Origin of the sequence: Oscillibacter sp. PEA192 (genome assembly GCF_003574015.1) — a bacterium.
Classification (GTDB): Bacteria; Bacillota; Clostridia; order Oscillospirales; family Oscillospiraceae; genus Oscillibacter; species Oscillibacter welbionis.
The window spans coordinates 1-15,310 of the sequence record NZ_AP018532.1; the positions used below are offsets into that span (position 1 = coordinate 1).

Here is a 15,310-nt window from a genome sequence, read left to right on the forward strand (position 1 = left end):
TGGTTCTTATTATTAGAATAAGTGTTGTAATTTCCGGCTGTCTTTGGTATAATAAAGCGTACTGCCATGTCTATTTTTTACTAGAGAGAGGTGTTTCCTTTTGAATTCCGTCGCCGACGTGTGGGACAATGTACTATCCCAGCTGAAGGGCGAGCTCTCGGAGACCACCATCGCCACCTGGTTCGACGAATTGGAGGCTGTGGACATCCAGGGCAATACGTTTATCCTCCACTGTTCCAACGACTTTAAAAAAGGCTATATCGAGTCCCTGTTCATGAAAAACATCAAGGCCTCCCTTCACGACATTTTCTCCACGGATTTTGAAGTGAAGATTCTGGACGACCTGGATTACGCAGAGCTCAAGGATAACCGCCCGCACCGCCAGAGCGAGCGGTTCACTTCCGCGGAGTTCACATTCGAGACCTTCGTGGTGGGCCCTTCCAACAAGCTGGCTTATGCCGCCTCCGTCTCCGTGGCGGAGCATCCTGCTCAGAACTACAACCCCCTGCTGATCTACGGGGACTCCGGCCTGGGCAAGACCCATCTGATCTATGCCATCGCCAACGTCATCCGCCGGAACGATCCCCGGTCCAAGATCGCTTACGTGAAGGGCGACGACCTGACCAACGAGCTGGTGGATGCTATCCGGGAGGGTAAGACTGCGGAGATGCGGGAGAAGTACCGCCAGGCGGACCTGCTGCTGGTGGACGACGTGCAGTTCATCGCCGGCAAAAAGCAGACGCAGGAGGAGTTCTTCCATACCTTCAACACCCTGTACGAGTCCGGCCGGCAGATCGTCCTGACCTCTGACCGTCCACCCTCTGAGATGACCCAGCTGGAGGACCGCCTCCGCACCCGATTTGAGTGGGGACTGCTGGTGGACGTAGCGCCGCCGGATTTTGAGACGCGTCTTGCCATCGTGAAAAACAAGGCCGCCCTGCTGGGCATGGAGCTGCCGGACAAAATCTCCGCCTACATCGCCGAAAACGTCACCGCCAACGTCCGCCAGCTGGAGGGCACCATCAACAAGATCCTGGCCTACAAGGATCTGCTGGGCAACGACACCGACGAAGAAACCGTCACCCGGGCCATCCAGGACATGCTGCGCCGCAGCAACGAGTATGTCCCCACGCCGGAGGCCATCCTTGAGTATATCTCCAAATATTACAGTCTGGACGAGTCCGTGATCCGGGGCCAGCAGCGGGTGCGGGACGCGGTCTCCGCCCGGCAGATTGCCATGTACCTGATCCGCTCCATGACGAACCTCAGTCTGGATGAGATCGGCAAGGTCTTTGACAACCGGGACCACTCCACCGTCCTCTACTCCATCCAGCAAATCGAAAAGAAGATGAAGAAGGACGCTGCGTTTGCCGAAATGGTGAAGGAGATCAAGACGAATATCAACTCCAAGCGGTGACCAGATTTCTCCACATCTTCCGTGGAAAAGAAAAACTTCCCTGTGGAAAATGGTCTTTCAAAAAAGTCCGTGGAAAAATCCCCGGATCCTTCCACATCCCCTGTGGAGCCTCAAAATCCGACAGCGCAAGCCTTTCCCCGCCTTTTCCACAGCTTTTTTCCCTACGGCTGCTTTTTCTAAAAAATACATTTCTTTCTTTTTCAAAAGAGCGATTCCGACCCATATCTTCAAACCCCGACTAGAGAGGAAGTGCATGCATGAAATTCTCCTGTGAAAAGGCCCTTCTGCAAAGCGCCATCGCCGTCACCAGCCGCGCCGTGGCCCAGAAGAGCTCCATTCCCGCGCTGGAAGGGCTGCTGCTCCACGCGGACAGCCGGCTGACCATTTCCGGCTACAACCTGCAGACCGGCATCCGTACGAAGGTCTCCGCCGATGTAACGGAACCTGGCGAGATTGTTTTAAACGCCCGCCTCTTCGGCGACATCATTCGCCGGATGCCCGACGATGTGGTGGTTTTCACCGCGGATGACAAACAGCTGGTCCATCTCTCCTGCGGCGATGCGGACTTTGATATCCTGGGCCTCTCCGCGGCGGATTACCCGGAGCTGCCCATGGTGGAGGATGATTTTTCCGTCTCCATCCAACAGAAGCTGCTGCGTGCCATGATCGAGGAGACGGCCTTCGCTGTCTCCACCAATGAGAGCCGCCCCATCCATACCGGTGCCCTGTTCGAGATCACGGACCAGGGCCTGACTATGGTGGCGGTGGACGGATTCCGTCTGGCCATCCGGCGGGAGCCGCTGGAAAAGATCGACGGCGGCGCCTTTTCCTTTGTGGCGCCGGGCAGCGCCCTGGGCGAGGTGAAAAATATCTGTTCCGACGTGGAGGATCTGGCTGCCGTGACCCTGGGCAAAAGTCATATTCTATTTGAGGTAGGAGACACGGAGTTGATCTGCCGCCGGTTGGAGGGAGAGTTCCTGGATTATAAGAATGCCATCCCACGGAAGAATCCCATCTCCGTCATCGCAGATACCAAGGCCCTGATTGAGAGCATTGACCGCGTCAGTGTGGTGATCTCCGAAAAGCAGAAGAGTCCGGTCCGGTGCCTGTTTGACCACGACAAGGTGCTGCTCTCCGCCAAGACCGGAAACGGCGAGGCCAAGGATATCTGCCGCTTGTCCGGTGACGGCGGCGGGCTGGAGATCGGGTTCAACAACCGCTATTTGATGGAGGCTCTCCGGTACGCGCCGGCGGACACGGTGAAGATCGAGCTGAATACCGGCGTCTCCCCCGCCATCATCGTCCCCACGGAGGGGGAGGAAAACTTCCTCTATATGGTCCTGCCGGTGCGGCTGAAGAGCGCGGAGTGAGCAGATGGAGACGATCACGATTCACACGGAGTTCATCAAGCTCCAGGACCTGCTGAAATTCGCCAATCTGGTGTCCTCCGGCGGCGAGGCAAAGGAGCGGATCCAGGGCGGCGAGGTCACCGTCAACGGCGAGATCTGCACCATGCGGGGCAAAAAGATCCGCCCCGGAGACGATGTGGCCTTCCAGGGCGCCCATTACACGGTGGCCTATGCGGATTCTTGAGCTGGAGCTGCAGCATTTCCGCAACTACTCCGGCCAGCGGGTATCCTTTGACCCGGACTGCAATGTGATCTTTGGGGAGAACGCCCAGGGCAAGACCAATCTGCTGGAGGCCATCGTCTACCTCTCCTGCGGGAAATCCCCCCGGGCCAGGACGGACCGGGAGATGATTGCCTTCGATGCGCCCGCCGCTGTGCTGGAAGCCGGGATCTCCGCCCGAGACCGGGAGTTCCGTACTCGGGTGGAGCTGTACCGGGACCGGCGGCGGAAGATGTGGGTGAATCAGGTGCCTGCCAAAAACAGCGCCGCTTTGAGTCAGGTGTACCACACTGTATTCTTCTGCCCGGACGACCTGTATCTGATCCGGGAGGGGGCCGCCGCCCGGCGGCGCTTCATGGACACAGCACTCTGCCAGTTGCGGCCGAGATACGCGGCCGCTCTGGCGGAGTACCACCGGCTCTATGACCACAAGACCCGCATTCTGCGGGACAGTGAGGAGCGGCCGGATCTCCTGGAGCTGCTGCCGGACTTCAACGAGCGGATGGTCCGTTTCGGCGCAGTGCTGGTCCACTATCGCCGGCAGTTCGCGGAGGCGCTGAACCGCTATGCCGCCCGCCACCATCGGGAGTGCTCCGGCGGAAGGGAGCGCCTGGAGATCACCTATCAGACTGTTTCCTCCGTCACGGACCCGGCGGCGGAGGTGGAGGTCCTCACGGAGCAGCTCCGGGCCCACATGGAATCCCACCAGGGGGCGGAGCGGGCCTCCCGGATGTGCCTCTCCGGCCCCCACAAGGACGATCTGGTCATCACCATCGACGGCCGGGAGGCCAAATTCTACTCTTCCCAGGGTCAGACCCGCACCGCGGCTCTGGCGCTGAAGCTGGCGGAGCGGGAAATCTACCAGAACGCCACCGGCGAATACCCGGTGCTGTTGCTGGATGACGTTCTCAGTGAGCTGGATCCCCGCCGGCAGGAGTTCGTTCTCAACCGCATCGCGGGGGGACAGGTGTTCATTACCTGCTGCGAAGATGATCGGCTGCCGGTCCTTCTGGGCGGGAAGGTGTTCCATGTGAAACAGGGCGCCATCGGGTGAAGAACACCGCGACCAAGCGTGAGCGCAGGAGCCCTGCAGTACATCAGCTGTCTGCGGGAAGTGGATTTTCTCTTTTTGACAGCAGAAAACAGAGTGAAAGCAGGGAAAGGCAGAATGGACTGGATTTGGTATCATGCGCTGCCCCTCATTGTCTTTGGCGTCCCGCTCATTGGATTTCTGTGGGAGCTGCTGGTGGGGCTGCTCTGCCGGAAAAACCGCTGGCTGCTGTCTCTTCCGGTGCTGGCGGGCGCATTGGGACTGGCTCTCTGTCTGCTGGCACAGTTCTCCCTTTCGCTGTCCTTCCTGCTGGGGTTCTGGGCAGCTTATGGATGTGCGCTCCTCTTTGGATGGAGCATTTCCCAGTTGCGGACCACAGGGGATCTCCGCTGGAAAAAGTGGATATGCCGGGGAATGGCGCTGTGCTCCGGCGCGGCGCTGGCTGTCGGCTTCGGCGTACTGATCTTGCACGAGATGCGGGCGGCCAATTACACCATGGTGGAGGAAGTCATCAGCGGGGAGAATGCGCTGTCCGAGATCCCGGAGCTGGCCATTATGGATACGGACCGGAAGATTCTCTCCGCCCTGGAGGCGAGTTCTTCTGTTCAGGCAGCCATCGGCGAAGGGGATAAAGTCACAATTAACGGCTTGGTTCCGGCGGAACACGCGGATGTCCAGAAGATTTTGTCAGAATTTCTGGAGGAAGGGCAGTATCAGTTTTCCGAGGTCGGCACCATCGCGCAGTTCGGCGAAATCGGCACTTTGTACTATGATATTTTCGACCGGGAAGAGGGCATCAGGATCATTACAGAAAAGCTAAGTACCGGGGACCTTCAAAAGACAGTCACCGTTTACAGCGGAGATCCAGAGGAAAAATTGTCCGTGGTCATTTATGAAAATTATGAAGGAACGTTCCAAAAGATAGTCCGGCAGCGCCTGTGGTTTTACGATTTACTCCAGGTTCCAGAGGAGACATGAACGATGTACCTGCATATCGGCCAAAACGAAATTCTTCCCGACCGCCGGGTCATCGGCATTTTTGATCTGGACAAATGCAGTTACGGCAAGCGGACCCGGGAGTATCTGGCGGCCGCGGAGAAAGAGGGCGTGGTGCTGGACGTGTCCGGCGAGATCCCCAAGTCCTTCGTGGTGTGCGATCACCCCTATCACCGGCAGATCGTGTACCTCAGCCAGCTGAATTCCACCACCCTCCAGAAGCGGGCGGAGAGCGGAAACCTGGAATGAGCCAGGGGGGGATCCCATGGCGGCATATACGACACTGGTAAACCTTCCCCACTTTTTATCCTTGTTCACATCCCTGGAGGCAGGAGCTCTGGTGCTCTTTCTGGCGGCAGTGTTCACGGTGCAGCTGGTCCTGCTGCAAAATTACAGCAGGCGCCGGAGACGGCTGGTCTAGCCCTCTGCTTCTGGTGTACAGCGTGTTCCTTCTGCTGCTGTATTTTGCCTGGGTGGCGCTGTTCGCCGCCCTCCTGGCTCTGCTGATATATCCCATTTTAAAGAAATTACGCATTTGATTCCAACTTACATGGTTCAGGGCAAGGAGAAACGGGCCGGAGGCGGCTCCGGCCCGGCTCTTCTTGCCTTGGAACGGATATGAATATCCTGAAAGGAGAACCTGCATGGCAGAAAATGAACTGTTGAACTCCACTGCGGTGGACACGGCCAACGAGTACGACGCATCGGAAATTCAGGTGCTGGAAGGCCTGGAAGCCGTCCGGAAGCGGCCCGGCATGTATATCGGCTCCACGTCCACCTCCGGCCTGCACCATCTGGTCTATGAGATCGTGGACAACGCCATCGACGAGGCACTGGCCGGCTACTGCACCGACATCCTGGTGCGAATCAACGAGGGGGACACCATCACCGTGGTGGACAATGGCCGTGGCATCCCCGTGGACATCCAGGCCCAGACCGGCAAGCCCGCCCTGGAGGTAGTGTACACCGTCCTCCACGCCGGCGGCAAGTTCGGCGGTGGGGGCTACAAGGTCTCCGGCGGTCTCCACGGCGTGGGCGCCAGTGTGGTGAACGCCCTTTCCGAATGGCTGACGGTCCAGGTCCACCGGGACGGACATATCTATGAGATGAAGTTCTCCAGGGGCAATGTGACCCAGCCCATGACCATTGTGGGAGATACAGACCACACCGGCACCACTGTCACCTTCAAGCCGGACCCGGAGATGTTCGAGGATACGGAGTACAATTACGATACCCTCCACACCCGGATGCGGGAGGAGGCGTTCCTGAACGCTGGCCTGTGCATCCGCACTGTGGACGCCCGCCCCGGACGGGAGCAGGAGGACAACATGTGCTTCGAGGGCGGCATCCGGGAGTTTGTTACCTGGCTGAACAAGAGCAAGGATGTGCTTCACAACGACGTGATTTACATGTCCGGAGCCCGAGAGGACTCCGTGGCGGAAGTGGCCATGCAGTATAACGACGGCTATAACGAGACGATCCTCTCCTTCGCCAACAACGTCCACACGCCGGAGGGCGGCATGCACGAGGAGGGCTTCAAGCGGGCTCTCACCAATGTGCTGAACGCCTACGGCCGGAAGATCAAGCTGCTGAAGGATGACGAGAAGGTCTCCGGCGAGGACTGCCGGGAGGGCCTCACCTGCGTCATTTCCGTCAAGCTGACAGAGGCCCAGTTTGAGGGCCAGACCAAGTCGAAGTTGGGCAACAGTGAGATCCGGACCCTGGTGAATAACATCGTCTCCGAAAAGCTGGAGATCTTCCTGGAGGAGAACCCCCAGGTGGGCCGGATGATCCTGGATAAGGCTCTCACTGCCAATCGGGCGAGAGAGGCCGCCAAAAAGGCCCGGGAATCCATCCGCCGCAAGACGGCTCTCGGCGGCGCCGCCATGCCGGATAAGCTGCGGGACTGCAATGAGAACAATCCGGAGCTGACGGAGCTCTATATCGTCGAGGGAGACTCCGCAGGCGGCTCCGCCACCCAGGGGCGGGATTCCCGGTTCCAGGCCATTCTCCCCCTGTGGGGCAAGATGCTGAACGTGGAGAAGGCCCGGGCAGACAAGGTCTACGGCAACGACAAGCTCCAGCCCGTCATCACGGCCCTGGGCGCGGGCATCGGGGATGAGTTCGATCTGAACAGGCTCCGGTATCACAAGGTCATCATCATGGCCGATGCCGATGTGGACGGCGCCCATATCCGTACTCTGCTGCTGACCTTCTTCTTCCGCTTCATGCGGCCCCTGATCGAGGAGGGCTATGTCTACTCCGCCGTTCCGCCCCTGTATAAGCTGACCCGTGGCAAGACCACCCGAGTGGCCTTTGACGACATCCAGCGGGAGAAGATCGCCGCCGAGATGCGGGGCGACAACCCCAACGCCAAGATCGACATCTCCCGGTTCAAGGGGCTGGGTGAGATGAACCCCCATGAGCTGTGGGAGACCACCATGGACCCCACCACCCGGACGCTCCGGCGTATCACGCTGGATGACGCCGTGGCCGCGGACGAGACCTTTACCATCCTGATGGGCGAGAAGGTGGAGCCCCGGAAGGAATTTATCGAGCGCAACGCCCAATACGCGGTCAATCTTGACTATTGATCCGTAGGGCGGCTGCCCTCGGCCGCCCGTCCGATCAGATATGCCTTTGCGGGCCGGCGAGGGCGCCGGCCCCTACAAAAAGGAGATACGATACATGAGCAAAAAGCCCCAATACGATCCTGAGGAGATCCGGTACCCCGAACAGAAGATCGTGGAGTCACCGCTGGTCCCCGAGATGGAGAAATCCTACATTGAGTACGCCATGAGCGTCATCGTGGGCCGGGCTCTCCCTGACGTGCGGGATGGCCTGAAGCCCGTCCATCGCCGGATCCTCTACGCCATGTACGAGGATGGCCTCACGGTGGACAAACCCTTCAAAAAGTCCGCCACCTGCGTGGGCGACGTGCTGGGCCGGTACCATCCCCACGGCGACGCCAGCGTCTATGACGCTCTGGTCCGCCTGGCTCAGGATTTCTCCATGCGCTATCCCCTGGTGGACGGCCACGGCAACTTCGGGTCCGTGGATGGCGATCCCCCGGCGGCCTACCGGTACACGGAGGCCCGGATGTCCCGGCTCTCCGACGAGATGCTGCGGGATATTGAAAAGGACACTGTGGACTGGGACCCCAACTTCGACGAGACCCGCAAGGAGCCCCGTGTCCTGCCCTCCCGGTTTCCCAATCTGCTGGTGAACGGCTCCAGCGGCATCGCGGTGGGCATGGCCACCAATATCCCGCCCCACAACCTGCGGGAGGTGATCGGCGCCTGCATCTGCGTGCTGGACAATCCGGAGGCTCAGCTCAGTGATCTGATGCAGTACGTCAAGGGGCCGGACTTCCCCACCCGGGGCATCATCATGGGTCGCAGCGGCATCCGGCAGGCCTATGCCACCGGCCGGGGCCGGGTGGTGATCCGGGCCCGGCATGAGTTTGAGGAGTTCGGCAAGGACCGCACGCGCATTGTCATCACCGAGATCCCCTACCAGGTCAACAAGCGTATGCTCATCAAGAGCATGGCCGACCAGGTGGAAGACAAGCGTCTGGACGGCATCTCCGACATCCGGGACGAGTCCGACCGGGACGGAATGCGCATCGTCATCGAGCTGAAGCGGGACGCCAATCCCCAGGTGGTGCTGAACCGCCTGTTCGCCCAGACCCAGCTGCAGACCAGCTTTGCCATCAACATGCTGGCCCTGGTGAATAACCAGTCTCAGCCCAAGATCCTCTCCCTGCGCCACATCATTGACGAGTATCTGGCCTTCCAGGAGGAGGTCATTATCCGCCGCACCAAGTACGACCTGCGCAAGGCCCAGGAGCGGGCCCACCTGCTGGAGGGTCTGCTGGTGGCTCAGGACAACATCGACGAGGTTATCAAAATCATCCGCAGCAGCTACGACAACGCCAAGGAGAACCTGATGTCCCGCTTCGGTCTGGACGATGTCCAGGCCCAGGCCATTCTGGATATGCGGCTGAAAGCCCTTCAGGGCCTGGACCGGGAGAAGCTGGAGGCGGAGTACAAGGAGCTGGAGGAAAAGATCGCCTACTTCAACCAGCTGCTCTCCTCCGACGAGCTGCTGCGCAAGGTGCTGAAGGAGGAGCTCCAGGCCATCTCCGACAAATTCGGCGATGACCGGGTCACGGAGATCCAGGATGTGGAGGATGAGATCGACATCGAGGACCTGATCGAGGAGGAGCAGTGTGTCTTCACCCTGACCCAGGCGGGCTACATCAAGCGGACACCTGCCAGCGAGTACACCGCCCAGTCCAAGGGCGGCATGGGCAAGAAGGGCATCACCACCCGGGAGGAGGACTACGTGGTGGATGTGTTTACTGCCTCCACCCACGACTATATCCTCTTCTTCACCGACACCGGCAAGGTCTACCGGAAGAAGGGGTATCAAATCCCCGAGTCCGGCAAGGCTGCCAAGGGGACCAACATCGTCAACATCCTTCAGGTGGAGCAGGGCGAGCGGATCCAAGCCATGATCCATACCCGGTCCATTGAGGACGACGGCCGCTTCCTCTTCATGGTTACCCGGAACGGCACGGTGAAGCGCCTGCCGGCCAATACTCTGAAGAATCTGCGGAATAACGGCATCCGTGCCCTGCGGATGGAGGAGGGTGACCAGCTGATCGCTGTCCGGGAGACTGACGGCAGCCAGAAGATCCTCATCGCCACCCATGACGGTATGGCAGTCTGCTTTGACGAGAACGATGTGCGGCCCATGGGCCGGGACGCCGTGGGTGTGCGGGGTATCCGCCTGCGCCAGGGCGATTACGTGGTGGGCGCCGCCCGTGCCAAGGTCAATCATGCGGTGCTGGCCATCACGGAAAACGGCTACGGCAAGCAGACGCCGGTGGAGGACTATCGGATCACCAACCGGGGCGGCCTCGGCATCAAGAACTACATGGTGACGGACAAGACCGGCCCCGTGGTGGGCATCAAGGTGGTGGACGGCACGGAGGACCTGTTGTTGGTGACCCAGGCAGGCATCCTGATCCGCACCCCGGTGGACAGCATCCGCACCGCGGGCCGGGCCACTCAGGGCGTCATCGTCATGCGGTTCAAGGAGGAGGGGGATCACGTGATCTCCCTGGCGCTCACAGACCATGAGGAGGGCAGCGCCGAGGCCGAGGAATAAGGCCGTCCGGAGCCGGGGCGAAAACGCTTCTGCCGGAATGTTTATCAGAACACAGGGGGAGCTGTTCCCGAGGAGACGGCTCCCCCATTCAAAACCATCTTCCAAAAGGATTTCATGATGAAAACAGTCACCATCTACACCGACGGCGCCTGCTCCGGCAATCCGGGCCCCGGCGGCTGGGGCGCGATTTTGATGTACGGCCCCCACAGCCGGGAGCTCTCCGGCGGAGAGGCCGCCACCACCAACAACCGCATGGAGCTCACCGCCGTGATCCAAGCACTGTCCCTGCTGAAGGAGCCCTGCATCGTGGACCTCTGGTCCGATTCCAAATATGTGATCGATGGGCTGGAGAAGGGCTGGGCCAAAGGCTGGAAGGCTAGGGGCTGGAAAAAAGCTGACAAGAAGCCCGCCCTGAATCCGGATCTCTGGGACAGGCTGCTGTCCCTGACAGAGGTTCATTCCATCCGTTACCATTGGGTCAAGGGCCACGCGGAGAATGCGTACAACAACCGCTGTGATGAGCTGGCGGTGGCGGAGAGCCAGAAATACAAGTAGTATGTCTTCTGTACCCCGCAGAACGGGGCAGGCGCCGTACAAGCGGTTCGACGACGGCAAAGCCACGGCGGAGTCGGAATTTCCTCTCGCCGGGCAAATCAAAAAAATAGGTCCCCCACCGGCTCTGCCGGGCGAGGGACCATGCGGAGAGCGCATACAGCAACCACTGTGATGAGCTGGTGGCGGCCGGAGATCCTGATAGCCCCCGCTTCCTTCTCATGGGGAGAAAAAGTGAGAGAAACAGACCTATCTTCCAAAAAAAGACAAGTTTTTCTAAATTTTTCCGCTGTTTACGAAAACAGAAAAAAACATTCACAATCTGTTCATAAGAAAAACATAATTTAGAAAAAATTTTCGGATATCTTTATAATCAAGCAAAGGGTCCTCCCAAACCCGATGCGTTTTCTCCCTCCTAAAAACACACACAGCACAAAGGACCGCCACATGGCGGTCCTTTGTGTGTTTACGGCTGGATCAGCTCCTTGCTGAGATGGACGATGAAGTCCTGCACATTGGTGACGATGCCCCGGGCGGAGAGGCTTCCCCGGTCACTGAGTTTGTTCACGGCAAATTCTGAGATATCCACGCAGTAGAAATACACCTGCCGCACGGTTCCGTCTGCCAGCACCCGGTAGGAGGGGGTCATGTTTCCGGCGGCGATGGTGTGAAGGGCAGTGGCCATGCAGATCACCGTGGTGGCGGAGCGGATCTCTGCCCGCATGGCGTCCTGAGCGGCATAGACGTCTGCCAGCACCGGCGGCAGAGGCCCGTCGTCCCGGATGGAGCCCGCCAGTATGTACGGGACGCCGTGCCGTTCGCAGGTGTGCAGAATGCCGTTTTCGATCTGCTCCGCTTTCAGAAAGGCGGGAATCGATCCGTGGAGCCGCACCCGGTTGATGGTGTCCAGATGGTTGTAGTGCCCGTTGGGCTGACTTTCCTGCGTGTAGATGTTCTGCCCCAGAGCAGTGTTGAGGTAGGCTGCCTCCAGATCATGGGTGGCCAGCGCGTTGCCCGCCAGCACGGCATGGACAAAGCCGCCTGCGATGAGCCGGGAGAAGGCGTTGCGTGCGTCGTGGTCAAAGGCGAAGGCGGGCCCCATCACCCAGACTACCTTGCCGTGGTCCCGTTCGTGGCGCAGCAGTTCATAGAGCTCGTCATAGTCCCGGGAAAAGGCGGTCTCCCGGGAGCGGCCCTGCCGGAAGGCAAACACATCTCTGGCAACCCGGCGCTCCCGGAAGCCGTCCGGGTGGACGAGGATCCCCTCCTCTCCCTGTTCTGTGCGGCCGACGGCCACCAGATCTCCCTGCCGCAGGCGGCGGAATTCCCGGACGTCGATGCGGCCCCGATCCCACACGGCCACGCAGTCCATCCGGCTCTCCCGGGCCAGATGCCACTGCCCTGCGATTTTGAAGTATTCCGGAAAGATGCTCATGGCGTGGAAATTCTCCGGCGCCACGCCGTCCCGGGGCGCCGGGCGAAAGACGGCGTCCGGTGCGTTTTCCAGTGCGGGTGTGGAAAAGACCGGCGGAAAATAGGGGCGCAGCTGAAACGGCATAATGGCGTTCCTCCTTTGAAAGATGGTGCCGCTGTTCCACCCGGATGCAGAGAAGAAAAGCCCGGGGACCGCTCCTCGCAATACCTGCGGAGCAGTCTCCAGGCCCATCGGCATTCCCATCCGGCAAAAGGGCGCGGGAGGTTTGATTGCATTCAGAATATCAGAATGCCGCCAAAAAAACAAGGCCCTTTCTTGTAAATCCGGGCCGTCGGGTGTAGAATATCCAACATACAGGTTTTTCCTTCAAGGAGGCTTTTCAACATGAGAGACGGTTTTATCTCCGTGGCCGCAGGCACCCCCAAAATCCGGGTGGCGGACTGCCGCTATAACGCGGAACAAATTTTTACCCTGATGCGGGAGGCGGACAAGCAGGGGGTGAAGGTGCTGGCTCTTCCGGAACTGTGCCTCACCGGCTACACCTGCGGAGATCTGTTCCTGCAGGACACGCTGCTCCGGGGCGCCGAGGAGGGCCTTCAGACCATCCTGGAGGCTACAAGAAATCTGGAGATCGTGACGGCCCTTGGCCTGCCCGTGTGGGACAAATGGGACAACAAATTGTATAACTGTGCGGCTATTATACAAAAAGGAGAGATTTTGGGGCTGATTCCCAAGGTCTATCTGCCCAATTATGGGGAGTTTTATGAGCAGCGGTGGTTTGCATCCGGCAGCGGCGTGGAGCACGGGATTGAGCTGTGCGGGCAGCATGTGAGTCTCTGTACGAACCAGACCTTTGCCTGCGACACCATGCCCAACTTGGTGATCGGCGTGGAGATCTGCGAGGATCTGTGGGCCCCGGCGCCGCCCTCCGTGGAGCTGGCCCGGAAGGGCGCCACCGTGATTCTGAACCTCTCCGCATCCAATGAGCTGGTGGGCAAGGCGGACTACCGCCGCTCCCTAGTGACAGGCCAGTCCGCCCGGCTGATGTGCGGTTATGTGTACGCGGATGCCGGAGAGGGAGAGTCCACCACCGATGTGGTGTTCACCGGCCACAATATGATCGCGGAAAACGGTACCCTGCTGGCGGAGCGGCGGTTCGCCACCGGACTCACCGTCAGCGAGATCGATGTGGACCGGCTGATCCATGACCGCCGCCGGACCAACACCTTCACCTTCGGCAAGGAGCCGCCGGAGATCTGGCGGTGCGGCTTCACGCTGCCGGTGGAGGAGACCCGGCTCACCCGGTACGTCTCCCCATCTCCTTTCGTGCCGGAGGATGCCGCGGGCCGGGCGGAGCGGTGTGAGGAGATCCTGCGGATCGCCTCCCTGGGTCTGAAGAAGCGGCTGGAGCACACCGGCGCCAAGACGGCGGTGGTGGGCCTCTCCGGCGGGCTGGACTCCACCCTGGCCCTGCTGGTCACGGCCCTGGCCATGGGGATGCTGAACCGGCCCGCCAGCGACATCGTGGCCGTCACCATGCCCTGCTTCGGCACCACTGCCCGGACGAAGTCCAATGCGGAGCTGCTGGCGGAGCGGATGGGTGCCACGCTGAAGATCATTGACATCTCCCAGGCGGTGCGGCGACATTTTACCGACATCGGACAGAGCATGGAGAACCATGACGTCACCTTTGAAAACGGCCAGGCCCGGGAGCGGACCCAGGTCCTGATGGACATTGCAAACCAGACCGGCGGCCTGGTGATCGGCACGGGAGATCTCAGTGAGTTGGCCCTGGGCTGGTGCACCTACAATGGCGACCACATGAGCAACTACGCCGTCAACTGCTCCATCCCCAAGACCCTGGTGCGGCATTTGGTGGCCTATCTGGCCCGGGACAACGCGGAGAAGGACGAGGCCCTCCATGACGTGCTGGAGGATATTCTGGACACCCCTGTCTCCCCGGAGCTGCTGCCCGCTGTCCAAGGGGAGATCAGCCAGCGGACCGAGGATCTGGTGGGGCCCTATGAGCTACACGACTTCTTCCTGTACTACATGCTCCGCTGGGGCTTCCCGCCCCGGAAGATCTACCGTCTGGCGCTGTATGCCCTGGGGAAGACCTACACCCCGGATGTGATCCTGAAGTGGCTGAAGACCTTCTACCGCCGCTTCTTCTCTCAGCAGTTCAAGCGCAGCTGTCTGCCGGACGGCCCCAAGGTAGGCTCTGCGGCACTCTCCCCCCGCGGCGACTGGCGGATGCCGAGCGATGCTTCCGCGGCACTGTGGCAGGCAGAACTGGAGACACTGGAGTCAGTGCATTTTTAACAGTATGTGGAAAGCGGACCAGGGCGACGGCTATACAGCCGGCGCTCTGGTCTTTCTATGCGTATACAGATAAACACGGACAGGCAGCATGAACTTTCGCAGTTCTTGACAGATTCTCCCCCCTCCCATTAAAATAGAAGAAAAATTGTTTGAAAACGGAAAGGAAGCACACGATGGAAGAATCTCTAGAACATATCCGGGAGAGCGCGGAGACACGAATGAGGAAGAATGCCTTCATGCTCCATAACTATATCGAGCTGGAACGCGTGGAAAAAGACCGGGCGGTCTTCAAGCTGGACATCCGCCCGGAGAGCTGCAACCCCTATGGGCTGATTCATGGCGGCGCCATCTACACCCTGGCGGACAACGCCACCGGCGCGGCGGCCCACAGCGACGGGCGGTATTACGTCACACAGACCAGCGCGCTCCACTTCCTGCGCAACCAGGCCACAGGGACGGTGCGGGCCTCTGCTTGGGTCCGGCACCGTGGAAAGTCCACGGTGCTCACCGCTGTAGACATCACTGGAGAGGGCGGCAGGCTGCTGGCCACGGGGGAATTCACCTTCTTCTGCGTAGACAAGGCGCTGATGGACCAGAAGGCGGGCGCTGAGCAGAAATAAGAGAGATGCGGGAGAGGGCGAACCCCTCTCCCTTTTTTCCCAAATACTGTGGAAAACCGGGCTGTCATATCTCCGCCCGCCGCCGCATAAGGTTGTCCCAGAGGTGAGGCGAT

General features: G+C 59.9%; 13 protein-coding genes. 12 read left to right on the top strand and 1 reads right to left on the bottom strand.

Annotated features, from left to right (window positions below; all coding sequences use genetic code 11):
• Positions 1–100 precede the first annotated feature (100 nt).
• The 10 genes from dnaA (at position 101) to rnhA (ending at position 10,823) form a co-directional block, all read left to right on the top strand.
• On the top strand, positions 101–1,417 hold the full coding sequence (gene dnaA / locus DN611_RS00005; RefSeq protein ID WP_021751145.1) for a chromosomal replication initiator protein DnaA: 1,317 nt from the start codon (positions 101–103) through the stop codon (positions 1,415–1,417).
• A 257-nt stretch (positions 1,418–1,674) separates the two neighbouring features.
• Complete coding sequence (gene dnaN / locus DN611_RS00015) at positions 1,675–2,787, top strand: DNA polymerase III subunit beta (protein ID WP_119310361.1); 1,113 nt, start codon at positions 1,675–1,677, stop codon at positions 2,785–2,787.
• A 4-nt stretch (positions 2,788–2,791) separates the two neighbouring features.
• Positions 2,792–3,010, top strand: coding sequence for an RNA-binding S4 domain-containing protein (locus DN611_RS00020; protein WP_021751142.1), 219 nt, complete (start codon positions 2,792–2,794; stop codon positions 3,008–3,010).
• On the top strand, positions 2,997–4,100 hold the full coding sequence (gene recF, locus DN611_RS00025) for a DNA replication/repair protein RecF (RefSeq protein WP_119310362.1): 1,104 nt from the start codon (positions 2,997–2,999) through the stop codon (positions 4,098–4,100). The genes DN611_RS00020 and recF overlap by 14 nt, the downstream gene beginning before the upstream one ends.
• 114 nt (positions 4,101–4,214) lie before the next feature.
• On the top strand, positions 4,215–5,075 hold the full coding sequence (locus DN611_RS00030) for a hypothetical protein (RefSeq protein WP_119310363.1): 861 nt from the start codon (positions 4,215–4,217) through the stop codon (positions 5,073–5,075).
• A gap of 3 nt (positions 5,076–5,078) precedes the next feature.
• The gene (gene remB / locus DN611_RS00035; protein ID WP_021751139.1) at positions 5,079–5,342 is read left to right on the top strand and encodes an extracellular matrix regulator RemB; all 264 of its coding nucleotides are present in this window, start codon (positions 5,079–5,081) and stop codon (positions 5,340–5,342) included.
• Positions 5,343–5,358: 16 nt separating this feature from the next.
• Entirely contained in the window at positions 5,359–5,514 is a 156-nt protein-coding gene (locus tag DN611_RS16600) for a hypothetical protein (RefSeq protein WP_160117383.1), read from the top strand.
• Positions 5,515–5,737: 223 nt separating this feature from the next.
• A complete protein-coding gene (gene gyrB, locus DN611_RS00040; RefSeq protein ID WP_021751137.1) occupies positions 5,738–7,687 on the top strand; it encodes a DNA topoisomerase (ATP-hydrolyzing) subunit B in 1,950 nt (649 codons plus the stop codon).
• A 94-nt stretch (positions 7,688–7,781) separates the two neighbouring features.
• Entirely contained in the window at positions 7,782–10,268 is a 2,487-nt protein-coding gene (gene gyrA, locus DN611_RS00045; RefSeq protein ID WP_119310364.1) for a DNA gyrase subunit A, read from the top strand.
• A gap of 117 nt (positions 10,269–10,385) precedes the next feature.
• On the top strand, positions 10,386–10,823 hold the full coding sequence (gene rnhA, locus DN611_RS00050; protein ID WP_036631207.1) for a ribonuclease HI: 438 nt from the start codon (positions 10,386–10,388) through the stop codon (positions 10,821–10,823).
• A 463-nt stretch (positions 10,824–11,286) separates the two neighbouring features.
• Here the strand turns inward: rnhA and DN611_RS00055 are convergent, their stop codons facing one another.
• Positions 11,287–12,378 carry an ornithine cyclodeaminase family domain gene (locus DN611_RS00055; protein ID WP_119310365.1) on the bottom strand — a complete coding sequence of 364 codons (1,092 nt, stop codon included), beginning with the start codon at positions 12,376–12,378 and terminating at the stop codon, positions 11,287–11,289.
• Between the two features lie 261 nt (positions 12,379–12,639).
• Here DN611_RS00055 and DN611_RS00060 point away from each other — a divergent pair, with 261 nt between their 5' ends.
• Both DN611_RS00060 and DN611_RS00065 read left to right on the top strand, forming a co-directional pair.
• Positions 12,640–14,577 (top strand): NAD(+) synthase, encoded by a 1,938-nt coding sequence (locus tag DN611_RS00060; protein ID WP_119310366.1) that lies wholly within the window; start codon positions 12,640–12,642, stop codon positions 14,575–14,577.
• Between the two features lie 173 nt (positions 14,578–14,750).
• Entirely contained in the window at positions 14,751–15,197 is a 447-nt protein-coding gene (locus DN611_RS00065; RefSeq protein ID WP_119310367.1) for a PaaI family thioesterase, read from the top strand.
• Positions 15,198–15,310 lie beyond the last annotated feature (113 nt).

Bases quoted from the DNA above. Each gene is read 5' to 3' on its own strand.
- dnaN (WP_119310361.1), top strand. From the start codon at position 1,675: ATGAAATTCTCCTGTGAAAAGGCCCTTCTGCAAAGCGCCATCGCCGTC.
- DN611_RS00020 (WP_021751142.1), top strand. From the start codon at position 2,792: ATGGAGACGATCACGATTCACACGGAGTTCATCAAGCTCCAGGACCTG.
- recF (WP_119310362.1), top strand. From the start codon at position 2,997: ATGCGGATTCTTGAGCTGGAGCTGCAGCATTTCCGCAACTACTCCGGC.
- DN611_RS00030 (WP_119310363.1), top strand. From the start codon at position 4,215: ATGGACTGGATTTGGTATCATGCGCTGCCCCTCATTGTCTTTGGCGTC.
- remB (WP_021751139.1), top strand. From the start codon at position 5,079: ATGTACCTGCATATCGGCCAAAACGAAATTCTTCCCGACCGCCGGGTC.
- DN611_RS16600 (WP_160117383.1), top strand. From the start codon at position 5,359: ATGGCGGCATATACGACACTGGTAAACCTTCCCCACTTTTTATCCTTG.
- gyrB (WP_021751137.1), top strand. From the start codon at position 5,738: ATGGCAGAAAATGAACTGTTGAACTCCACTGCGGTGGACACGGCCAAC.
- gyrA (WP_119310364.1), top strand. From the start codon at position 7,782: ATGAGCAAAAAGCCCCAATACGATCCTGAGGAGATCCGGTACCCCGAA.
- rnhA (WP_036631207.1), top strand. From the start codon at position 10,386: ATGAAAACAGTCACCATCTACACCGACGGCGCCTGCTCCGGCAATCCG.
- DN611_RS00055 (WP_119310365.1), bottom strand. From the start codon at position 12,378: ATGCCGTTTCAGCTGCGCCCCTATTTTCCGCCGGTCTTTTCCACACCC.
- DN611_RS00060 (WP_119310366.1), top strand. From the start codon at position 12,640: ATGAGAGACGGTTTTATCTCCGTGGCCGCAGGCACCCCCAAAATCCGG.
- DN611_RS00065 (WP_119310367.1), top strand. From the start codon at position 14,751: ATGGAAGAATCTCTAGAACATATCCGGGAGAGCGCGGAGACACGAATG.